This is a genomic window from Erythrobacter alti (genome assembly GCF_037996805.1).
GTDB classification, from domain to species: Bacteria; Pseudomonadota; Alphaproteobacteria; order Sphingomonadales; family Sphingomonadaceae; genus Alteraurantiacibacter; species Alteraurantiacibacter alti.
Genome location: NZ_JBBNAX010000001.1, coordinates 531,885 through 551,722, shown reverse-complemented (window position 1 = coordinate 551,722; position 19,838 = coordinate 531,885). Strand labels below are relative to the sequence as shown.

At 61.3% G+C, this 19,838-nt stretch carries 21 protein-coding genes and 1 tRNA gene; 7 read left to right on the top strand and 15 right to left on the bottom strand.

Features of this window, described 5'->3' with window-relative positions; genetic code table 11:
* The first annotated feature begins 92 nt into the window (after positions 1 to 92).
* Positions 93 to 497: a hypothetical protein gene (locus tag AAC850_RS02715; RefSeq protein WP_340587071.1), complete on the top strand. Its 405-nt coding sequence runs from the start codon at positions 93 to 95 to the stop codon at positions 495 to 497.
* 60 nt (positions 498 to 557) lie between these two features.
* On the opposite strand, the gene AAC850_RS02710 is transcribed toward AAC850_RS02715, so the two are convergent.
* The 10 genes from AAC850_RS02710 to AAC850_RS02665 form a co-directional block, all read right to left on the bottom strand.
* Positions 558 to 1,349, bottom strand: coding sequence for a phosphoadenylyl-sulfate reductase (locus AAC850_RS02710; RefSeq protein WP_340587070.1), 792 nt, complete (start codon positions 1,347 to 1,349; stop codon positions 558 to 560).
* The gene (locus AAC850_RS02705) at positions 1,342 to 1,794 is read right to left on the bottom strand and encodes a DUF934 domain-containing protein (RefSeq protein ID WP_340587069.1); all 453 of its coding nucleotides are present in this window, start codon (positions 1,792 to 1,794) and stop codon (positions 1,342 to 1,344) included. The genes AAC850_RS02710 and AAC850_RS02705 overlap by 8 nt, the downstream gene beginning before the upstream one ends.
* Positions 1,787 to 3,421 (bottom strand): nitrite/sulfite reductase, encoded by a 1,635-nt coding sequence (locus AAC850_RS02700; protein ID WP_340587068.1) that lies wholly within the window; start codon positions 3,419 to 3,421, stop codon positions 1,787 to 1,789. Before AAC850_RS02700 ends, AAC850_RS02705 begins: the two co-directional genes overlap by 8 nt.
* Entirely contained in the window at positions 3,421 to 3,717 is a 297-nt protein-coding gene (locus tag AAC850_RS02695) for a DUF2849 domain-containing protein (RefSeq protein WP_340587067.1), read from the bottom strand. The genes AAC850_RS02700 and AAC850_RS02695 overlap by 1 nt, the downstream gene beginning before the upstream one ends.
* On the bottom strand, positions 3,714 to 4,469 hold the full coding sequence (gene cobA / locus AAC850_RS02690) for a uroporphyrinogen-III C-methyltransferase (protein ID WP_340587066.1): 756 nt from the start codon (positions 4,467 to 4,469) through the stop codon (positions 3,714 to 3,716). The genes AAC850_RS02695 and cobA overlap by 4 nt, the downstream gene beginning before the upstream one ends.
* A 70-nt stretch (positions 4,470 to 4,539) precedes the next feature.
* Positions 4,540 to 5,157 carry a hypothetical protein gene (locus tag AAC850_RS02685; protein WP_340587065.1) on the bottom strand — a complete coding sequence of 206 codons (618 nt, stop codon included), beginning with the start codon at positions 5,155 to 5,157 and terminating at the stop codon, positions 4,540 to 4,542.
* 66 nt (positions 5,158 to 5,223) lie between these two features.
* A complete protein-coding gene (locus tag AAC850_RS02680) occupies positions 5,224 to 6,447 on the bottom strand; it encodes a mechanosensitive ion channel family protein (RefSeq protein ID WP_340587064.1) in 1,224 nt (407 codons plus the stop codon).
* The gene (gene metC, locus AAC850_RS02675; RefSeq protein ID WP_340587063.1) at positions 6,447 to 7,658 is read right to left on the bottom strand and encodes a cystathionine beta-lyase; all 1,212 of its coding nucleotides are present in this window, start codon (positions 7,656 to 7,658) and stop codon (positions 6,447 to 6,449) included. Before metC ends, AAC850_RS02680 begins: the two co-directional genes overlap by 1 nt.
* On the bottom strand, positions 7,655 to 8,524 hold the full coding sequence (locus AAC850_RS02670) for a sulfurtransferase (protein WP_340587062.1): 870 nt from the start codon (positions 8,522 to 8,524) through the stop codon (positions 7,655 to 7,657). The genes metC and AAC850_RS02670 overlap by 4 nt, the downstream gene beginning before the upstream one ends.
* A 36-nt stretch (positions 8,525 to 8,560) precedes the next feature.
* Complete coding sequence (locus AAC850_RS02665; protein ID WP_340587061.1) at positions 8,561 to 9,106, bottom strand: hypothetical protein; 546 nt, start codon at positions 9,104 to 9,106, stop codon at positions 8,561 to 8,563.
* A 105-nt stretch (positions 9,107 to 9,211) separates the two neighbouring features.
* On the opposite strand from AAC850_RS02665, the gene queF reads away from it, so the two are divergent.
* Together queF and AAC850_RS02655 are read left to right on the top strand one after the other, a co-directional pair.
* Positions 9,212 to 9,679, top strand: coding sequence for a preQ(1) synthase (gene queF / locus AAC850_RS02660; RefSeq protein WP_340587060.1), 468 nt, complete (start codon positions 9,212 to 9,214; stop codon positions 9,677 to 9,679).
* Positions 9,680 to 9,783: 104 nt separating this feature from the next.
* Positions 9,784 to 11,088, top strand: coding sequence for a UDP-glucose dehydrogenase family protein (locus tag AAC850_RS02655; protein WP_340587059.1), 1,305 nt, complete (start codon positions 9,784 to 9,786; stop codon positions 11,086 to 11,088).
* 43 nt (positions 11,089 to 11,131) lie between these two features.
* Here AAC850_RS02655 and AAC850_RS02650 read toward each other — a convergent pair.
* Positions 11,132 to 11,207, bottom strand: a tRNA-Thr gene (locus AAC850_RS02650).
* Positions 11,208 to 11,312: 105 nt separating this feature from the next.
* On the opposite strand from AAC850_RS02650, the gene AAC850_RS02645 reads away from it, so the two are divergent.
* Positions 11,313 to 12,254 carry a glutaminase gene (locus AAC850_RS02645; protein ID WP_340587058.1) on the top strand — a complete coding sequence of 314 codons (942 nt, stop codon included), beginning with the start codon at positions 11,313 to 11,315 and terminating at the stop codon, positions 12,252 to 12,254.
* 9 nt (positions 12,255 to 12,263) lie between these two features.
* On the opposite strand, the gene AAC850_RS02640 is transcribed toward AAC850_RS02645, so the two are convergent.
* Complete coding sequence (locus AAC850_RS02640) at positions 12,264 to 13,136, bottom strand: hypothetical protein (RefSeq protein WP_340587057.1); 873 nt, start codon at positions 13,134 to 13,136, stop codon at positions 12,264 to 12,266.
* Positions 13,126 to 14,445 (bottom strand): replication-associated recombination protein A, encoded by a 1,320-nt coding sequence (locus AAC850_RS02635; protein WP_340587056.1) that lies wholly within the window; start codon positions 14,443 to 14,445, stop codon positions 13,126 to 13,128. The genes AAC850_RS02640 and AAC850_RS02635 overlap by 11 nt, the downstream gene beginning before the upstream one ends.
* A 136-nt stretch (positions 14,446 to 14,581) precedes the next feature.
* Between AAC850_RS02635 and AAC850_RS02630 the strand changes: the two genes are divergently transcribed.
* From AAC850_RS02630 to AAC850_RS02620, 3 genes are all read left to right on the top strand, one after another.
* Positions 14,582 to 15,478 carry a PadR family transcriptional regulator gene (locus AAC850_RS02630; protein ID WP_340587055.1) on the top strand — a complete coding sequence of 299 codons (897 nt, stop codon included), beginning with the start codon at positions 14,582 to 14,584 and terminating at the stop codon, positions 15,476 to 15,478.
* A 68-nt stretch (positions 15,479 to 15,546) separates the two neighbouring features.
* On the top strand, positions 15,547 to 16,005 hold the full coding sequence (locus AAC850_RS02625; RefSeq protein WP_340587054.1) for a hypothetical protein: 459 nt from the start codon (positions 15,547 to 15,549) through the stop codon (positions 16,003 to 16,005).
* Between the two features lie 31 nt (positions 16,006 to 16,036).
* On the top strand, positions 16,037 to 16,483 hold the full coding sequence (locus AAC850_RS02620; RefSeq protein ID WP_340587053.1) for a hypothetical protein: 447 nt from the start codon (positions 16,037 to 16,039) through the stop codon (positions 16,481 to 16,483).
* On the opposite strand, the gene AAC850_RS02615 is transcribed toward AAC850_RS02620, so the two are convergent.
* Together AAC850_RS02615 and typA are read right to left on the bottom strand one after the other, a co-directional pair.
* On the bottom strand, positions 16,475 to 17,644 hold the full coding sequence (locus AAC850_RS02615; protein ID WP_340587052.1) for a glycosyltransferase family 4 protein: 1,170 nt from the start codon (positions 17,642 to 17,644) through the stop codon (positions 16,475 to 16,477). The two genes, AAC850_RS02620 and AAC850_RS02615, sit on opposite strands and share 9 nt — an antisense overlap.
* Positions 17,645 to 17,748: 104 nt before the next feature.
* Complete coding sequence (gene typA, locus AAC850_RS02610; RefSeq protein WP_340587051.1) at positions 17,749 to 19,584, bottom strand: translational GTPase TypA; 1,836 nt, start codon at positions 19,582 to 19,584, stop codon at positions 17,749 to 17,751.
* Positions 19,585 to 19,838 lie beyond the last annotated feature (254 nt).

Genomic DNA, 19,838 nt, shown 5'->3' with positions numbered 1-19,838 from the left:
TTTTGGTGAAACCTGCTGTAGTTGCCAATCTCCCCTTCCCATCGTAACAAGCCGCGGGCCGCATTACTTTTTTCGTCTCAGGGGGACTGTAAATGAAGAGAATTCTACTGGTATCCGCGCTTGCTTTCGGACTTGCAGCGTGCGGTGACGCAACGGCTGATGTCGAAGAAGAAGTAGCGCCGGCAGAAGAGGTCGCGGCAGTGGAAACCGAAAGCATGGCAATCGACGGCGGCACTTCCGTAGGCACATACCGTGTAACCGACGAAGATGGCTCAGTGATCACCTATGATGCCCGCGCAGATGGCACCGTGGTCGTTACCAATGACGAAGGTGAGGAGATGACCGGAACCTGGCGCCAGGATAGCCCGGAAGTATGGTGCGACACCTTCGACGGCGAAGAAACCTGCTATGACGAGGCGCTTGACGAGAACGGCGTCTGGACCTCGACCAACCAAAGCGATCAGACCGTCAGCACGCTCGAGCGTATCGAGAGCTGATCATCCTGACCAATTAATAAAAAGGCCCGCCAGCACACTGCTCGCGGGCCTTTTTCGTGCCTAGAGGAAGGGTTCGTAACCTGGAGGCAATTCACCAGCGCCCGTATCGGCATCGGGATTGTTCGGCGAATGGATGCCGCATTCGGTCTTGTCCCACCCGCGCCAGCGCCCGGCGCGCGGGTCTTCGCCCGGTGCAACGGGAGAAGTGCAGGGCGCGCAGCCGACCGACAGGAAGCCTTGCGCTTCGAGTGGATGGCGGGGCAGGTCACGCGCTTCGAAATAGGCTTCCAGATCGTCTTTAACCCAGTCGCCGAGCGGATTGATCTTCAACCGACCATCCTCGACCTCGAAACGCGGAATATCCTGCCGCGTGACCGACTGGAACGCCTTGCGCCCCGAAATCCAGCTGTCGAGGCCCGCCTTGGCGCGTGCCAAGGGTTCGACCTTGCGGATTTCGCAGCAACCGTCAGGATCGTAGGACCAACGCAGCCCGGTCTCGTCCTTTTCAGCCAATACCGCCGGATCGGGCTGCACTACCGAGGAATTGCGCAGGCCAAGCTGTTCGATCAACGTTTCACGATAGGCCAACGTCTCGTCGAACATCTTGAGCGTATCGACAAACACCACCGACACGTCGGGATCAGCTTGCGCGACGAGGTCGAGCAAGACCGCGCTTTCGGTGCCAAAGCTGGATACGACCGCGACCTTGCCCAGCGTGTCCTCGGCAAACAAGGTGCGCAACATATCGAGCGTGGGCACGTTCTCGAAACGCGCGTTGAGCGCATCGGCATCGTCCTGCGTGAAGGCAGGCGCAGTATCGATGCGGTCGATCTTGCGGGCCGCTTCACCCATGGCGCAAGTCCCAGATCGGCACCGCCGCATCGGCAGCGGGCTGGTACACATGCGGCCAGCGCGACAGGGCGGTTTCGACGTCGGCCTCGTTGAACGCCTGTTCGGGCGCGAAGCTGTCGAAGCCGCAGCGGCGCATATAGGCAAGCTGGTCCACCAGCACGTCACCCACGGCGCGCAATTCGCCAGTGTAGCCATGTTCGCGCAACACTCTTGCAGCCGAATATCCGCGACCGTCGCCGAATGTCGGGAAGTTCACCTCGACGAGCCTGATGCGGCTGAGGTGTGGCAACAAGGCGCGCGCATCGTCGCCGGGTTCGATACGCACAGCCTCGGCATCGGCCTGTTCGAGGAAGGCGTCGACGGTGACCTGCGATCCTTCTGGCATGGCGTCGTCGCGAAAGCGCAGTTGCACTTCGTCGCGGCCGGTTCCCAGTTTTTCAGTCATACAGCGCCTCCTTGAAACTATCCATGCCGATGCGGCGGTAGGTATCGAGGAAGCGCTCACCATCGTGGCGCTTTTCGAGATAAACATCGGCGACCGTTTCGACCGCAGCGATGATGCCGGCCTCGTCGAACCCGCGGCCGGTGATCTTGGCGAGCGAGACGTCCTCCGCCTCGCTCCCGCCGAGCAACAGCTGGTAATTCTCGACGCCTTTGCGATCGACACCGAGTATGCCGACATGGCCCGCATGGTGGTGCCCGCAGGCGTTGATGCACCCCGAGATCTTGAGCTTCAGCTCGCCCAGAGCTTCACCCTTGCCGCTGGCGGCAAAGCGTTCGGAAATCTTCTGTGCGACGGGGATCGAGCGCGCATTGGCGAGGCTGCAATAATCGAGGCCGGGGCAGGCGATGATATCGCCGATCTGGTCGAGATTGGGCGCGCCGAGGCCCGCCGCGTCCAGCTTCTGCCAAAGCTCGTAGAGCCGTCCGATCTCGACATGCGGCAGGACGATGTTCTGCGTGTGCATCACGCGGCACTCGTCGAAGCTGTACTCGCGAGCGAGGTCGGCCATCAGGTGCATCTGCTCGGCGCTGGCGTCGCCGGGGATGCCGCCAACGGGCTTCAGGCTGATGACGGCGGAGACATAGCCCGGTGCCTTGTGCGGCTGGCAATTGCGATCGATCCAGAGCCCGAAGTCGGGATCGGAGCGATCGGCGCGATCGGTTAGCCCGCTGGCGAATTCAGGAGCCGCGAAATACGGCTTGATCCGTTCCAGTTCTGCCAATGGCGGCTCAATGCCCTGTTCGAGCAAATGGGCGAATTCTTCCTCCACCTGCCGCGTATATTCTTCCGCGCCTATTTCGTGGACGAGGATCTTGATGCGCGCCTTGTACTTGTTGTCGCGGCGACCGTGGCGATTGTAAACGCGCAGGCACGCCTCCGAATAGGTCACGAGCTGGTCGAGCGGAACGAAATCGCGGATTAGGGGGGCAATCATCGGCGTGCGCCCCATGCCGCCGCCAACGTAGAACGCTGCGCCAAGCTCACCCGCATCGTTGCGGACGATATTGATACCGATATCGTGTAGCCGCATCGCCGCACGGTCCTTGTCGGACGCGATCACCGCGATCTTGAACTTGCGTGGCAGATAGCTGAATTCGGGGTGGAAGCTCGACCATTGCCGCAACAATTCGGCGTAGGGGCGCGGATCGACCCGTTCATCCCCGGCAGCGCCCGCGAAATGATCCGAACTGATGTTGCGAATGCAATTGCCGCTGGTCTGGATGGCGTGCATTTCGACATTGGCGAGGTCCGCCAGAATGTCGCCCGCTTCTTCCAGCTTGATCCAGTTATACTGGACATTCTGCCGCGTGGTGAAGTGGGCATAGCCCTTGTCATACTTGTCGGCGATGTCTGCCAGCGCGTGCATCTGTGCACCGCTGAGCGTGCCATAGGGAATGGCCACGCGCAGCATGTAGGCGTGCAATTGCAGATAGAGGCCATTCATCAGCCGGAGCGGCTTGAACTGGTCTTCGGTCAGCTTGCCTTCGAGGCGGCGGCGGCACTGGTCGCGGAATTCCTCGACACGGGCATCGACCATGGCCTGGTCGTATTGGTCGTATTGATACATCAGATAACCCAATCCCAGCCGTTCTGTTCGGCTGCCTTGTACCCAAGATCAGGGCGGACAGTGGGGCCGAGCGCACGCACGCGGTCCTTGATATGCGCAGGGCGCGGGCCATCGCCGGTCAATTCGGCGTCGATGGCATAGGCGGCGTTCACGCGGCGCGCGGATTCCTCGCGCGCCAGGATTTCGGAAGCGCCATCGCCTGCATCGACGGCGTCGGCGATGTGGAGCGACCAGTCCTGGCCATCCCACCACACGACTGCGCCGCTTTTGAGATCATTGCCGGTAAGGATTTTCATTGTGCCGCCTCCGTCACGATTTGCGCGAGTGCGAGGTCTTCTCTCGCGGTCACTTCGCCGATGATGATCAGTGCGGGGCTCTTGACCGCTTCGGCTTCGACCAGGTCGGGCAGGGCGGCGAGCGGGCCGCGCAGAACGCGCATCTCGGGGCGGCAGGCATTCTCGACTACCGCGAGCGGCATGTCGGGAGCGAGGCCATCGGCCATCAGCTTTTCGGCAATCTGCGGGGCGGTCTTTACACCCATGTAGATCACCAACGTCCGGCCCATGCCGGCAAGTCCGGCCCAGTTCTGTTCGGAAAGGCCCTTGCACTGGCCTGCCACGAAGCTGACGACACTGGCGCTTTCACGGTGGGTGAGGGCAATTCCGGCAGCCGCCGCAGCGCCATTGGCAGCAGAGATACCGGGGACCACTTCGACGCGCACGCCCTCGGCCTGTGCAGCTTCCATTTCCTCGCCGCCGCGCCCGAAAACGAATGGATCGCCGCCCTTCAGCCGCACAACGTCACGCCCAGCCTTCGCCTCGCGCACCAGCAGGGCATTGATATCCTCTTGCGGAAGCGTATGGCGCGCGCGTTGCTTGGCCACGGAAACCAGCCGCGCATCAGGACGAGCGAGCGCGAGAATGGCCGGATCGACCAGCCCGTCATGCACGATAAGCGGTGCGCGCTCGATCAGCCGCGCCGCGCGCAGCGTCAGCAGGTCGGGATCACCCGGACCTGCGCCGACAAGATAGATGGTACCATTTTGCATGGCTCTCGAAATGGCGGACCATGCGGCGACGCGCCAGCGAGAATGGTTTTGGGCAGGTTTAGTTGAACTATCAGGCCCGCGGGCCGGCCGCGCAGTAATTGTCGCGATACTGGCGCAGTTCTGCGATGAGATCGTCGCACCCGGCGTTGATGGCCCAGCATGACAATGTCAGCGGCACGGCCCTGCTCTTGACGTTGGGAAGGCGGAAAAGAGACAGCGGCCACGGTGGCTTGGCCTCAAGCTGGAATTGCGGGTCAACCTGGATGGCGATGGTCCGGAATCCCCGCCACAAGTGCTGTTCGATCCAGCCGATATGCTGCCAGGGCACAGGCGTTGTATAGCTCAGCGGCAGGTGGAGACCGTCTTCCGAAAGTCGAAGCGCCACGGTTTCGCGACGATGTCGTGACCAGAAATGCATTCCGACCGAGACGATGACGAAGCCGCCAAAGATGGTCGCGGACATCGCGAGCAGGTTCGCTGAGGTCCAATCGCGCGATACCAGCGCTATTGCGAACCACATGAGGGATAGCTGCGCGAGAATTGACCAGTTGAATATCCGCCCGCGAAACGTCTTCACGGGCAATTGGGCCGGTGTGCCGCTGACAGGGTGCTGCGCTTCCCGCACGTCGGGGATGCGCCCGTCATTTGTCAGGCCGGTCCAGGTGCTGGCGTCAAACTTCTGGCTCATCCGGCGCACTATAGCACCGTGAGTGTGCCAAAGGGTAAATGGCGAAGAACGTGCCCCAGCAGAGGCCTATTCGGGTTTCTTGCCGCCGTCTCCAACCCGCTGCGAGATCGCCGCCACGAGTTGCTGGAATTCCTCGTTCCCGCGCAGGTTGAGATCGCGCTGGGGGAAGGGAATCTCGATATTGTTTTCCTGGAACAGGTCCCACAGCCGCGTCAGCACTGCCGAACGCACATTGCCCACGCCCATTTCTGGGTCGGTGATCCAGCAATGGATCACGAAATTGACGCTGCTGTCGCCATATTCGGCCATCCATACGGTCGGAGCAGGGGTCTTGAGGACACGGCTGCAATCTTTGGCCGCTTGCAACATTAATTCCTGCGCCAGGTTCATGTCGCAGGCGTAAGAGACGCCGACGGGCACCTGCATCCGCACCTTGCGGCTGGAATATGACCAGTTTTCAACCTGGTTGATCATCAGGTTCTCGTTCGGGATCAGATATTCGCGTTCATCGCGCGTCGTGATCGAGACGGCGCGGATGCCGATCTTGCGGATTTGCCCGAATGTCTCGTTGCCCGCCTGATCTGCGATGTTGATCACGTCGCCCGGCTTGATCGACTTGTCCATCAGCAGGATGATCCCGGCGATCAGATTACCGAAGGTTTTCTGCAGGCCGAAACCGATGGCGAGGCCGAACGCGCCCGAGAACACCGCGAGCGCGGTGAGATCGATGCCCAGCGTGTCTATCCCGACCAGGAAGGCCGCAGACCAGATTACAATCGTCACCAGTTTCTCGGCAAGCAGGCGTTGCGAGCTGTCGAGCGATGTCACACGGCGCAGGCCCGTACGGCTCAACCGTGTCAGCATCCATGCCACAACAAGGACCAGCAACAGCACTCCGACCATTACGAGCACGTCCCACACCGAGATACGCGAGGAGCCGACTTCGACCGCGATGGCATCCAGCGTATCGACAAATCCGGCTGCGGTTTCGCTCTGCTCGGAAACAGCTTCGCGCAAATCGTCGGAGGATGAGATCGGATCGGTTGGTTCGGGATCGGGCTCGGGAATTTCAGGGACAGCGAAAAGCGGCTCTCCGGTCTCAGGGTCGAGCATGGGCTCGCCCGTTTCAGGGTCCAGGACTTGCACAGCACCGGATTGGGGAATGCCCATCAACTGTTCGCCCGTTTCGGGATCGAGCAGCGGCTCTCCGGTTTGCGGATCGCGCAAGGGGACGGCTTCAGCGGCTGCCGACTGGGACACTGTAGGCGTGGGGATGGGGCTGGTACTCATCAATCTCTCATGGCGGCAAACCCGCGCTCAAGGTCGGCAATCAAGTCTTGGGAGTCCTCTAGCCCGATGGCGAGCCGCACGCCAAGCCCGCATCCGCTATCGATCCCCGGCGGCCATTCGTGGTGATCGCGGATGCGGCCCGGATCGACCGGGATGATGAGGCTTTCGTAGCCGCCCCAGCTGAAGCCGATGCCGAACAGGTCGAGCTCATCGATAAAGCGCGCTCGCGAAGACTTGTCGGCATCGCGGAAAATGAAGCTGAAAAGCCCGCAGCCACCCGCAAAATCGCGCTTCCAAAGCTCATGGCCGGGCGCTCCGGGCAACATGGGGCATAACACGGCGGAAACTTCTTCACGCGATTCCAGCCACTTGGATATCTCAAGCGCGCTTGAGGTCGTGCGATCGAGCCGCACTTGCATCGTACGCAACCCGCGCAGCGCCAAGGCTGCATCATCGGGTGAAACGACCTGCCCCATATATTGCGAATGCTGCCGAATTCGGCCGATCAACGGCTTTCTGGCAGAGACGCTGCCCATCATGAGGTCCGAATGGCCGCCAACGTGCTTGGTCAGGCTCATGATGCTCACATCGCAGCCGTGTTGCAGTGCCGGGAAGCCAAGCGGTGATGCCCAGGTATTGTCGATGATCGAGACAAGGTTCTTCTCGCGCGCAACCTCGGCAAGGGCAGGCACATCGCACACTTCCATCGTCAGGCTGCCGGGGCTTTCCAGCAAGACCGCCCGGGTCCGATTGCCGATCATCGCCGCCAGCCCGTCGGGATCGAGCGGATCGAACGGCCGGGCGGAAATGCCGAAGCGTTCCAGCATTCCCATCGCAATGGAGCGCGTTGGTTCGTAGGCATTATCGGTGAAAAGCAATTCGTCGCCGGGAGCCAGTAGCGCCATCAAAGTGCAGCCGATTGCCGCCACTCCGCTGGGAAACAGTTCAGTCCCGTCCGCGCCCGGTTCGAGTTCGGTCAGCGCATCGGCCAATGCCCATTGCGTTGGCCCGCCGCGCCGGCCGTAATAGAAGTGTCCATCGGCATTCGGACGCCCCTTTGCGAGGTCTGCGGTGTCTTCGTAAAGATGCGTGCTGCTGCGCCAGACGGGCGGATTGACAACTCCGCCCTTTTGTCCGGGGGCACTTGTCCATTCCTTGCGCCGCCCGGCTTCGACCAATTTTGTGGCGGGCTTATGATCCTTTTCGCTCATGCCGGTTCTCCGGTCGCGACGGGGAGGGAGGGATCGGAACCCCATTCGCTCCAGCTTCCATCATAGAGCGCGCCGCTTTTGCCGATAAGATGCAGTGCGAACAGGAGGACAGAGGCGGTGATCCCGCTGCCGCAGGTCGTTACGATGGGTTGATCGAGATCCACACCCGCATCGGCAAAGGCGGCGCGGATATCCGCATCGCCCTTGAACGTGCCATCTTCGTTCAACACAATGCCGAAGGGCAGATTGCACGAGCCGGGGATATGGCCCGCCGCCACGCCGGAACGAATATCGGGCGCATCGCCGCGAAAGCGCGCAGCATCGCGTGCATCGACCACCTGTTCGGCGTTGGCATCGATATTGGCGAGCATTTCTGCCTTGCAGCGCACACGCCCTTCGTTATCGCCCATGACAATTACCGATGGCTGGACCGGGACCGTCTGGTTTCGAGCTTCCGCAGTTTCTGCACCGCTTTCGACCGGTCGTTTTTCTGCGATCCATTTCTGCAACCCGCCATCAAGCAGCGCGACATTCTTCCAGCCATACAGGTCGAACATGAACCATGCGCGCGCCGAAGACCGCAAGGCGCTGTTATCGTAGAGCACGATCCTGTCGCTCGACGCTACTCCCAGCGCGCCCAGTCGGTCTTCCAACTGTATCCGCGTTGGCAAGGCAGAGGGGACGTCGCTGTCCGGATTGGTCAGCGACTTGAGGTCGAAGAACTGTCCACCGGGAATGTGTGCCTCGGCGAATTCTGCCCGCGCATCGCGCTCGGCACCGGGGAGGTGGGCGGAGGCATCAAGCACCGCGAGATCGGGCGAACCCAGTGCATCGGCCAGCCATCGGGTTGAAACGAGTGGTTCCATATCTGCCGGACTAGCCGCTACGCAGTTGCAGGTAAATCATTGAGGGACGGGTGCCTGGGTGACTTCACGCGCCGACAGCCGCGCAAGGATTTGGATCTCGCCGGTCAATTGCAATGCGCGCAGGCGCTTCTCGCCAGGAGCTGGAGGGCTTCCGATCACGAAAGCGCGGCGCTGCGGAGTGATGCCTGCGCCGACGAGCCTGAAACGAGCCAGCGGCAAAATCAACGAGTCGCGAGAATTTTCGACTGCCCGCACTGCATTGCGCGAGATCTGCCATTCACCCATCAGGTTCGCTTTCGTACCCGGTTCAAGCTGCGCTATCGTATTGAGCCTTGCCTCCTCCATATCCGGTCCGCCAAGTTGCTCCTCGCTAGGGACGGAACTGTGTGCGCTCACCATATCGCTCCAGACGCGCAGAGCGATGATGTGTGATCCTGAGGTGTTGGCAAGATCAAGCCGCCAGTTCAAAAGCACCCGCGTGGGCCCGACCGAGAGGCGTGTGGGATGCAAATCCAGCTCCAGCGCCGGATCTTGCGCAACATGCTGCGCAGGTCCTTCCTCTTGATCGTCCCCCATATCCATAGCGGCTCTGAATAGGCTCCAATGCGTCCCCTGCATAGCACCAGCGAGCTTTGCGTGTCTGTGCGCCCTTGTGCTGCGCCCGGCTTCGCGCCATCTGTGCCCATCATGAGCGATAACGACACTCCTGACAGGCCGCAGTTCCTCGGCCAGCAAACACCTCTCCCGGCTTCTCCGGAAGAGGCGGTGCTGGACTATGTGCCCAATCCGCGCCCCGGAACGCTGTATCTGGTGCGTTTTGCCGCGCCGGAATTTACCAGCCTTTGTCCCGTAACCGGCGCGCCCGATTTCGCGCATCTGGTGATCGATTATGCACCTGGTGAAACAATCGTCGAATCAAAGAGCCTGAAGCTGTTTCTCGGCGCGTTTCGCAATCACAATGGCTTTCACGAGGATGTGACGGTCGGCATCGGCCAGCGCCTGTTCGCCGAAATGCAGCCAAAATGGCTGCGCATTGGCGGTTACTGGTATCCGCGCGGCGGCATTCCAATCGACGTGTTCTGGCAAAGCGGCGCGCCGCCCGAAGGTCTGTGGCTACCCGATCAGGGTGTTGCTTCCTATCGGGGTCGTGGTTGAGGCGAAGGCGGTCTTGCCTGCAATCAAGTCCATAGACTAGGAGCCTTTTCTTAGCTTCCCGGCAGTAGAGCCTGCTCCTCCTCCCTTCGTGCAAAGGAAAATCCATGCATATCGTGATGATCGGCACCGGTTACGTGGGCCTCGTGTCAGGAGCCTGCTTCGCCGATTTTGGCCATGATGTCGTTTGCGTGGACAAGGACCAGTCGAAGATCGACGCGCTCCTGAACGGCGAAATGCCAATTTTCGAACCGGGGCTGGACGAACTGGTGGCCCGGAACGTCGAAGCCGGCCGCTTGTCCTTCACGCTTGACCTTGCGCGAGCTCTGCCCAGTGCAGATGCGGTGTTCATTGCTGTCGGCACACCGTCGCGCCGCGGCGATGGCCATGCTGACCTGTCCTATGTCTATGCCGCCGCACGCGAGATGGCACCGCTGCTGCCCAAGGGCGTAGTCGTGGTCGACAAGTCCACCGTGCCAGTCGGGACGGGGGACGAGGTCGAACGAATCATTCGCGAAGTCGCGCCCGAGCTCGAATTCTCGGTCGCTTCCAATCCCGAATTCCTGCGCGAAGGCGCGGCGATCGACGACTTCAAGCGGCCCGATCGCGTGGTCATCGGTGTCAATGACGAGCACGCTGAGCGTGTGCTTGAGGAAATCTACCGCCCGCTGACCCGCAACGAAAGCCCGCTCATCACCATGAGCCGGCGCGGTGCGGAACTGACCAAATATGCGGCCAACGCATTCCTCGCGACCAAGATCAGCTTCATCAATGAAATTGCCGACCTTTGCGAAAAGGTCGGGACCGATGTGCGCGATGTGGCGAAGGGCATCGGGCTCGACAGCCGGATCGGCAATCGCTTCCTGATGCCGGGGCCGGGCTATGGCGGCTCGTGCTTCCCCAAGGATACGCTGGCATTGCTCAAGACAGGGCAGGACTACGAAGCGCCGTTGCGCATCGTCGAAAGCGTTGTTGCCAGCAATGACCAGCGCAAGCGATCGATGGGCCGCAAGGTTGTCCAGGCGATGGGCGGCGGCGACCAGCACGGCAAGACCGTCGCCGTGCTCGGCCTGACCTTCAAGGCCAACACCGATGACATGCGTGACAGCCCTGCGATCAGCGTGGTGCAGGCGTTGCAGGATGCCGGGATCAAGGTGAAGGCCTATGACCCTGAAGGCATGGAACAGGCTGCCAAGGTCTTGACCAACGTCACCTATTGCGAAGGCGCCTATGAAGCCCTCGACGGTGCGGACGCCGCCGTGATCGTGACCGAGTGGGACACCTTCCGCGCGCTGGATCTCGAACGGGTCAAGGGCTTGCTGAAGACACCGCTACTGGTGGACCTGCGCAACCTCTATTCGCGCCGCGATGTCGAGGATCACGGCTTCACCTACGTTGCAGTAGGGCGCTAGGGCGAAGGTTCGGCAAAAGCGAGCTGACCGATGTGGGTGAAAATGGTGCCGGCTGCAGGAGTCGAACCCGCGGCCTGATGATTACAAATCAACTGCTCTACCAACTGAGCTAAGCCGGCACATGGTCAGGCGGATGCCCCTGTAGAGGCAAAGCGGATCAAAAATCTAGCCCTGTCTTGCACGATTGTTTGCCGCGCTGTTTTCCATCACCTATCAGCGGCGCCATGAACCTGCAGCAGATAGTCGATGATACGTGGAATACGCTGGCCGATCAGCGCGGATGCGGCACGCTCGCCACCTATATTCCGGCGCTGGCGGAGGTTGATCCCAACAAATTTGCCATCGCTCTAGCGACACCCGATGGCGCAGTGCATTGCGCGGGCGATGCCGATGAACCCTTCTCAATCCAGTCTATCTCCAAAGTCTTCGTTCTGGCGCAGGCGTTGGAGCGCCAAGGTCCGGCCTTGTGGGATGCAGTCGGGCGCGAACCTTCCGGCGATCCGTTCAATTCCATCGTCCAACTCGAGCGTGAGAAAGGGATTCCGCGCAATCCATTCATCAATTCCGGTGCCATCGTCACCACGGATCGGTTTATCGATGATCGCGGGCCCGAAGATGCTGTGACCGACCTGCTGCAACGCTTGCGCCGTATGGCACGCGATGATGCGGTGACGATCGACGAACGCGTTGCCCGCTCCGAGTCCGATGCAGGCGCGCGCAACCGCAGCCTAGCATTCTTCATTGCAGATTTCGGTCGCCTGCTGAATCCGGTGGAGGAGGTGCTGTCGGTATATTTCCGCCAATGCGCCTTCGCCATGAGCTGTCGTCAGTTGGCTGAGACATCGCTTTTCCTCGCATCGGACGGCACCGATCCGGTAAGCGGGCAGGTGATGTGCGATCCGATCCGCGCACGACGAATAAACGCGCTGATGCTGCTATGTGGTCATTACGACAATTCCGGCCAGTTCGCCTTCGAGGTCGGCTTTCCTGGCAAGTCGGGCGTTGGCGGCGGCATCCTTGCCAGCATCCCGGGCAAGGCCGCAATTGCAGTCTGGTCGCCGGGTCTCAATCGGTCAGGCACCAGCATGCTGGGCGCAATGGCGCTGGGGCGGATTGCCCGGCAAACCGGGTGGTCGGTCTTCAGCGGCGAGTCCATGAGGCATTGATACGCCGTGTCAGGGAACGCCGAAGGTCCAGCCCTCGGTTTGGGCGATAGCTGGCGTCATCGCCGTGGGTGACCACAGGTCGAGCGATCGAGCCGCCCCGCGCAGCCATGCCGCAGTCAGCAACGCATCAGATGCATGGTCATCCACCGCGCCGTGACCTGCAACCGGCGGGCTACCAAGCTTTTCGAGTGCGTCATTCAGTTCATCGAATGTGCGCATCTTGCTGCGGCCGGCGCTGCGCCCAGCCGCTATCGCTGCCAGTGCCGTATAGATTTCCACAATCACGCTTCCCGTGAAGGGTAGCGGGTCGATCGGCCACACCGGCAATCTGCCCTGCAACCGGTTGAGCACGCGCATCCCCGTCAGGCTGGATTTGCCGACCTGCGCCGCGCCGACGAGGTTGAAGTTGGAATAGGGTTTGCAGCCCGCCGCTTCCTGCGCGCGTTCGGTCACGCGGAAGCGGCCCCGTCCGCCGCCGAATAGCTCGCCCTCGCGCCCGCCATGACGGCGAAAATAGGCGCTTGCGATCGGGTGATCTACGAGGCTGGAGGCGGACAGGTGCTCGTCCCCTTCGCACTCGGCATCGATCATGGCCCACAGCGACTTGGCATCAGCGGGGCTTTGGTCCCAACCAGGAAAATAGGCACCCGCATCGGCAAAGGGCAGGGCGATGCCAAGGTCGAGGCCGACCAGCGTATTGTCGGGCAAGGCTTCTCCGAGAAGCTCGACAATTTCCTGCCGTGTCCAGCCGCGCTCCCGCTCGACCAGCACGGGCGGGCCGCCCTCGGCATGGGCGATGGCCATGGTAATCGATGTGTGCCGGGCGCCTTGCGCGCCCGACCAGTCGATCGCGACGAAATGTTCGAAGTGCCTAGGTGCCACGCTCCCCCCGCAATTTTGCCCAATAGTCCAGCCGTTCCTGGACCTTGCGTTCGAACCCGCGCTGGACGGGTTGGTAAAACTCTTGCGGCTCCATTTCATCTGGCCAGTAATTGTCGCCCGAAAAGCCATCATCCGCATCATGATCGTAGCTGTAACCTGCGCCGTATCCTGCATCCTTCATCAGCTTGGTGGGCGCATTGACGATGTTCATCGGCGGCATGAGGCTTCCGGTGTCCCTGGCGCTGCGGAATGCGGCTTTCTGCGCCTTGTAGACCGCGTTCGATTTGGGCGCGGTGGCGAGGTAGATGCAGGCTTGGACAAGCGCCAACTCGCCTTCAGGGCTACCCAGAAACTGGTAAGCGTCCTTTGCCGCCATGCATTGTGTGAGTGCGGCGGGGTCGGCCATGCCGATATCCTCCACCGCCATGCGTACCAGCCGCCGGGCAAGGAACAGCGGCTCCTCGCCTCCCACCATCATGCGTGCCAGATAATACAGCGCCGCCTGCGGATCGGACCCGCGCACGGCTTTGTGCAGGGCGGAAATGAGGTTGTAATGCCCCTCGCGATCCTTGTCGTAAACGGCAACGCGGCGCTGCAGGAACTGGCCGAGCGCGGCGGGATCGAGCGGCGCTTCGATCTTGGCGTTGTAGAGCGTTTCGGCCTGGTTGAGCAGGAAGCGTCCGTCGCCATCGGCGCTGGCGACCAACGCATCGCGCGCTTCGGGAGTGAGGGGGAGGGGGCCTTCCAGTTCCTCGGCACGGTCGAGCAGTTTGCCCAGCGCCTCTGCATCGAGGCGATGCAGAATCAGCACTTGCGCACGGCTGAGCAGGGCAGCGTTGAGTTCGAAGCTGGGGTTTTCCGTGGTCGCACCGACCAGCGTCACCACGCCGCGTTCCACGAAGGGAAGGAAGCCATCCTGCTGGGCGCGGTTGAAGCGGTGGATTTCGTCCACGAACAACAGCGTGCGTTGGCCCGCTTTCTTGGCGGTTTCGGCGGCTGCAAAGGCCTTCTTGAGGTCCGCCACCCCGCTGAACACCGCGCTCACCGCTTCGTATCGCATACCCACGGCATCGGCGAGCAACCGCGCGATGCTGGTCTTGCCCGTACCGGGCGGCCCCCACAAGATCGTGCTGGAAAGGCGATTTGCCGCGACCATCCGGCCGATGGCACCTTCGGGGCCGGTCAGGTGTTCCTGCCCTATTATGTCGTCCAGAGTGCGCGGACGCAGCCGGTCCGCCAGCGGCGCATCGGCGGCAGGCTCATCCCGGGCAGGTTGCTGCGGGGCATCATCGGCAAAGAGATCGGCCATTTCTCATATCCTTAGCGTAAGCCTGCTTGCGAGGTTAGCGGCGTGACCGGATTTTGCCCTGAATATATTTGCCGAAGCCTCTTGTTAAGATAGCTCTAAGATATATCTTAGCGATGGGACGAGATTGGAGTTTGTCATGGCCAAGAAATTCGAAGACGGCGCGAAAAAGCGCAAGACACGCAAGGCTGCGCCCAAGCGCAAATCCACCACAAGCCGTCGTTCAACGAAGGCGCAGGAAGAAGTGATCGAACCCGAGGACATCGAAGAAGTCGACGAGATGGACGATACCGATAACGACATGGACGACGATGCCGATATCGAAATCGAGGTCGAGGTCGGCAATGGACCGCGGCGCAGAAGCCGCACCTATCGCCACGAATTCAAGGGCGAAAAGCTGTTCGGTGCCGATGGCGTGTTCGGACCCGATGGCCCGTTCGGTGCAAGCGGCCCGTTTGGAGCCAGCGGACCCTTCGGGGCGCAGGGTCTTTTCGGCCCCGGCGGATTGTTCGGTCAGGGCGGGAAGCGTGGCGGGCGTCACAGGCCACGGCACGCACGCGGTCAGATGCGCAAGCGCCAGCGCATGTTCGCGTCTGGCGAACTGCGATTGGTCTTGCTCGCCATGCTCGGTGAGGAACCGCGTCATGGTTATGAGCTGATCAAGGCCTTGGAAGAGATGACCGATGGCGTTTATTCGCCCAGTCCGGGCATCATCTACCCCACGCTGCAAATGCTCGCTGACGAAGGCGTGATCGCGGCTCAGGAAAGCGAGGATGCGCGCAAGCTCTACCAGGCGACCGAAACCGGTCTTGCCGAACTGGAAGAACGGGCAGACGAACTGGAAGAGCTATGGGAACGCCTCGGCCGGAAGGCCCAGCGCGCCCGTCCGACCGGGTCATCCGACCTGTTCCGTTCGCTCGGCAACCTTGCCTCAGTGCTGACCAACAAGGCGTCCAAAGGCGAATTCAGTGACATGACCAAGGATCAGGTTATTGATTTGATTGACGAACTGGCCCGCAAGATCGAACGGCTCTAGCGCCCGGTTTTGCAACCTATCTGAAGCGTGATACTCCTCCCCCGGGTCGTTTCTCGGGGGAGGATGATATGGAACACACACAACGTGTGGCCACACCGTGGCATGTTTGGGTAATTGGGCTAGTTTCGCTGCTATGGAATTCAGGCGGAGCCTATGACTACGTCATGACGCAAACCCGCAACATGGATTATCTCGTTTCCGCAGCCGAGACAGCCGGGGTCGATCCTGATGTGATGGTTGCCTATTACACTGCGTTCCCGGCCTGGGCCAATGCCTTCTGGGCGCTGGGAGTATGGGGCGCGTTCGTCGGATCGCTGCTACTGCTGATCCGTAGCCGATACGCATTTCACGCGTTCCTGATCTCGATCCTCGGCATCGCCGGTACGACCGTCTTTACGGCAACGAGCGACATGCCGGCCGAACTCAAGACCACCTGGGCATGGCTGTTCAGCGCCGCCATCGTGATCATCACAATCCTGCTGGCATACTATGCGCGCAAGATGACCGAGCGGGGCGTCTTGCGTTGAGCTTTCGGGCAACCTTTTAGGGGAGCAGAATATGGAAACGACCGGACGCTTTGCAACGACCAAAGCGCCTTGGCACCTCTGGGTGGTAGGCGTCGTCTCGCTACTGTGGAACAGCGGCGGTGTGATGAGCTATATGGCGACCAAGCTTGGCCAGCTGGAGGCTATGGAGATGCCGCCCGAGCAACTGACTTATTTCGCCAACTTCCCTGCCTGGTCCGTGGCCTTCTGGGCGGTTGGCGTGTGGGGAGCTTTTATCGGGTCCGCATTGTTGCTGCTGCGCCGCAAGCTTGCGGTCACGGTCTTCGGCATCTCGATCGTGGGCCTGATCGGAACGACATTCTACCAGCGTGTTGCGAGCGAATTGCCCGCTAGCCTCGATACAACGGGCCACCTGCTTTTCGCACTCGCGATATGGGTGATAACAATCGGCCTGTTCCTGTACGCGCGCAGGATGGCGGCAACCGGCGTCTTACGCTGACGCAGCCATTTTGGCACCGCCGCGTTCGCTCACGAGGCGGAGATAGGCGTCGGCCACCGCTGAATTGATCGCGTCCCAAGCGTATTCACGGCTACGCGCCTCGCCCGCACGGCCGTGCGCTTCGCGCAGTGCGGGATCGTCGACATAGGCCTTGACCACATCGGCAAACGCATCGGCATCGCCCGGTGTAACAAGCCGCCCGGTCACACCGTCTTTCACCAGGCTGGTGGAACCTGTCGCGCGTGCTGCAACCACCGGAATCCCGCAAGCCATGGCTTCGAGCGTCACATTGCCGAAGGTCTCGGTGATTGAAGGGTTAAGCAGCATATCCATGCTGGCAACCGCGCGGCCGAGATCCGCGCCCTGCTGGAACCCAACGAATACAGCATCGGGGCAGTGCTGGGCGAAGAATGGCTTGGCTGGGCCTTCGCCTACAACCAGCACCTTGTGCGCAACGCCGCGCTTGCGCAGCAGTTCGACGGTTTCGGCAAAGACATCCAGTCCCTTTTCAAGCACCAGCCTGCCGAGGAAGCCGACCGCCACCTCGTCATCGCCGATGCCGTGGCTGCGGCGCCATTCCATGTCGCGCTGGCCGGAATTGAAGATATCGCGATCGACGCCCCGCGCCCAGATCGCGATGTCATCGCCCATACCCTGTTCACGCAGCACTTCCGCCATGCTCTCCGACGGAGCCACCAGCGCATCGCAGCGATTGTAGAAGCGCCGCAGGATTGCGACTGCAACCGGTTCGAGGAAGGCCATCTTGTAATAGCGCGGGTAAGTTTCGAATCGCGTGTGCACGCTCGCGAGGATCGGAAGGCCGCGATTACGGCCCCAGCGCACTGCTGCATGGCCGGTGAAATCGGGCGAGGAGACGTGCATGATGTTGGGCGCGAAACGGGCGAGATCGGCCTTCACATCCGCGTTGAAGCCCATCGGCACGCGGTACTCGCCGCGACCGGGAATGGGCACGTTGGGTACGCCCACCAGATCCCCGGCAGGCTCGAACGCGGGCTCATCGACCTTGGGCGAATAGACGCGCACCTGCGCGCCCTGCCGCAACAAATATTCGACTAGGCGATTGAGCGCCTGGTTCGCACCGTCGCGAACGTAATTGTAGTTGCCGCTGAACAGGGCCACGCGAAGGTCGGTCACATCCATGCGCCAGCCTTTAGGCGAGAGATGCGCGGAAGGCGAGAGGGGAGCGCGCCGGAAAGGCCAGTTTGCCTAACGCCTTGCGTGCCCGCCCGTATTGTCGACCCGGTTTAACCCGCCGCCCGCTTGGCGCGCTTGCGTTCGTGCGGGTCGAGATGGACCTTGCGCAGGCGGATGCTTTCGGGCGTGACTTCGACGATCTCGTCATCACCGATATAGGCGATGGCCTGTTCCAGCGTCATCTTGCGCGGCGGGGTCAGGCGGATGCCTTCATCCTTGCCGCTGGCGCGGAAGTTGGTGAGCTGCTTGCTCTTGAGCGGGTTCACCTCGAGATCGTCGGGCTTGGCATTCTCGCCGATGATCATGCCCTGGTACAGTTTCTCGCCCGGGTTGATGAACAGGACGCCGCGTTCTTCCAGCATGTTGAGCGCGTAAGCCATGGCTTCGCCCTGTTCCATGCTGATCAGCACACCGTTCTGGCGGCCTTCGATCTTGCCCTTGTAGGGGCCGTAGCTGTCGAACAGGCGGTTCATGATGCCGGTGCCGCGCGTGTCGGACAGGAATTCACCGTGATAGCCGATCAGGCCGCGGCTGGGCGCGAGGAAAGTCAGACGCGTCTTGCCGCCGCCGCTCGGGCGCATGTCGGTCATTTCGGCTTTGCGGGTCGCCATTTTCTCGACAACTGTACCCGAATAATCTTCGTCCACATCGACCACGACGGTTTCATACGGCTCCATGCGCTGGCCGTTTTCTTCGCGGTAGAGCACGCGCGGACGGCTGATCGACAATTCGAATCCTTCGCGGCGCATGGTTTCGATGAGCACGCCAAGTTGCAACTCGCCACGACCGGCCACTTCGAACGCGTCCTTGCCGGCAGCTTCGGTGATGCGGATTGCGACATTGCCTTCGGCTTCGCGCTCCAGGCGGTCGCGGATGACGCGGCTTTGCACCTTGTCGCCTTCGCGGCCTGCATATGGGCTATCATTGACCGAGAAGGTCATGCTCAGCGTGGGCGGGTCGATCGGCTGGGCGTGGATCGGCACGCTGACATGCGGCGCGCACAGCGTGTTTGAAACGGTCGCGTCGGTCAGGCCTGCGATGGCAACGATGTCGCCCGCTTTCGCGTGCAACACCGGCTCACGGTCGAGGCCGTTGTAGGCGAACACCTTGGTCGCGCGGCCGACTTCAACCTGCTTGCCATTCACGTCGAGCGCCTTGATAGGCATACCGGTTTCCAGCCTGCCGCTTTCGATGCGGCCTGTCAGGATACGGCCAAGGAAGGCATCACGATCGAGCAGGGTGGCGAGCATGGCGAATTCGCCGTCAGGATCGAGATCGGGTTCGGGCACGTGGTTCACGATCAGCTCGAACAGCGGGATCAAATCGCCTTCGCGCGCATCCATGTCCTCGCTGGCATAGCCCGAACGGCCGCTGGCGTAGAGAACGGGGAAGTCGAGCTGTTCGTCATTGGCATCGAGATTGACGAACAGGTCGAACACCTCGTCCAGGACCTCGGAAGCGCGGGCATCGCTGCGATCGATCTTGTTCACCACGACGATGGGCTTGAGACCGAGGCCGAGCGCCTTGCCGGTCACAAACTTGGTCTGCGGCATCGGGCCTTCGGCTGCGTCGACCAGCAAGATGACGCCGTCCACCATGCTGAGGATACGCTCCACCTCTGCGCCGAAATCGGCGTGTCCGGGTGTATCGACGATGTTGATGCGGTAATTATTCTGGCCGCCTTCGGGCGCCCATTCGATGCTGGTGGGTTTGGCTAGGATGGTAATTCCGCGCTCTTTTTCCAGGTCGCCGGAATCCATGGCGCGTTCTTCCACGCGCTCGTTTTCACGGAAAGTGCCGGACTGGCGGAAGAGCTGGTCGACAAGAGTGGTCTTGCCATGGTCAACGTGGGCGATGATCGCCACGTTGCGAAGGGGCGCGGACATGCTGGTGTATTCCTGGATCAAGGGCACAGCCGAAACTGGGCCGAAACTGGGCAGGGCACTATGCTGCACCTGCGAATGAGCGCGCGTCTAGCCCGTATCGATCCATCCCGCAAGGTCATGCGGGCAGACATTTTGACTGGCAATTCGCAAATTTTGCTTTACGTATAGGTGAGGTATCTACCTGTTGCGATATTGTTACAGGTGATTTCACATTGTTTGTATAGGGCAATTACGCCGATTGTGCGCCATCATTG

Coding starts and splice junctions, on each gene's coding strand:
- AAC850_RS02715 (WP_340587071.1), top strand. CDS start 93: ATGAAGAGAATTCTACTGGTATCCGCGCTTGCTTTCGGACTTGCAGCG.
- AAC850_RS02710 (WP_340587070.1), bottom strand. CDS start 1,349: ATGGGTGAAGCGGCCCGCAAGATCGACCGCATCGATACTGCGCCTGCC.
- AAC850_RS02705 (WP_340587069.1), bottom strand. CDS start 1,794: ATGACTGAAAAACTGGGAACCGGCCGCGACGAAGTGCAACTGCGCTTT.
- AAC850_RS02700 (WP_340587068.1), bottom strand. CDS start 3,421: ATGTATCAATACGACCAATACGACCAGGCCATGGTCGATGCCCGTGTC.
- AAC850_RS02695 (WP_340587067.1), bottom strand. CDS start 3,717: ATGAAAATCCTTACCGGCAATGATCTCAAAAGCGGCGCAGTCGTGTGG.
- cobA (WP_340587066.1), bottom strand. CDS start 4,469: ATGCAAAATGGTACCATCTATCTTGTCGGCGCAGGTCCGGGTGATCCC.
- AAC850_RS02685 (WP_340587065.1), bottom strand. CDS start 5,157: ATGAGCCAGAAGTTTGACGCCAGCACCTGGACCGGCCTGACAAATGAC.
- AAC850_RS02680 (WP_340587064.1), bottom strand. CDS start 6,447: ATGAGTACCAGCCCCATCCCCACGCCTACAGTGTCCCAGTCGGCAGCC.
- metC (WP_340587063.1), bottom strand. CDS start 7,658: ATGAGCGAAAAGGATCATAAGCCCGCCACAAAATTGGTCGAAGCCGGG.
- AAC850_RS02670 (WP_340587062.1), bottom strand. CDS start 8,524: ATGGAACCACTCGTTTCAACCCGATGGCTGGCCGATGCACTGGGTTCG.
- AAC850_RS02665 (WP_340587061.1), bottom strand. CDS start 9,106: ATGGATATGGGGGACGATCAAGAGGAAGGACCTGCGCAGCATGTTGCG.
- queF (WP_340587060.1), top strand. CDS start 9,212: ATGAGCGATAACGACACTCCTGACAGGCCGCAGTTCCTCGGCCAGCAA.
- AAC850_RS02655 (WP_340587059.1), top strand. CDS start 9,784: ATGCATATCGTGATGATCGGCACCGGTTACGTGGGCCTCGTGTCAGGA.
- AAC850_RS02645 (WP_340587058.1), top strand. CDS start 11,313: ATGAACCTGCAGCAGATAGTCGATGATACGTGGAATACGCTGGCCGAT.
- AAC850_RS02635 (WP_340587056.1), bottom strand. CDS start 14,445: ATGGCCGATCTCTTTGCCGATGATGCCCCGCAGCAACCTGCCCGGGAT.
- AAC850_RS02630 (WP_340587055.1), top strand. CDS start 14,582: ATGGCCAAGAAATTCGAAGACGGCGCGAAAAAGCGCAAGACACGCAAG.
- AAC850_RS02625 (WP_340587054.1), top strand. CDS start 15,547: ATGGAACACACACAACGTGTGGCCACACCGTGGCATGTTTGGGTAATT.
- AAC850_RS02620 (WP_340587053.1), top strand. CDS start 16,037: ATGGAAACGACCGGACGCTTTGCAACGACCAAAGCGCCTTGGCACCTC.
- AAC850_RS02615 (WP_340587052.1), bottom strand. CDS start 17,644: ATGGATGTGACCGACCTTCGCGTGGCCCTGTTCAGCGGCAACTACAAT.
- typA (WP_340587051.1), bottom strand. CDS start 19,584: ATGTCCGCGCCCCTTCGCAACGTGGCGATCATCGCCCACGTTGACCAT.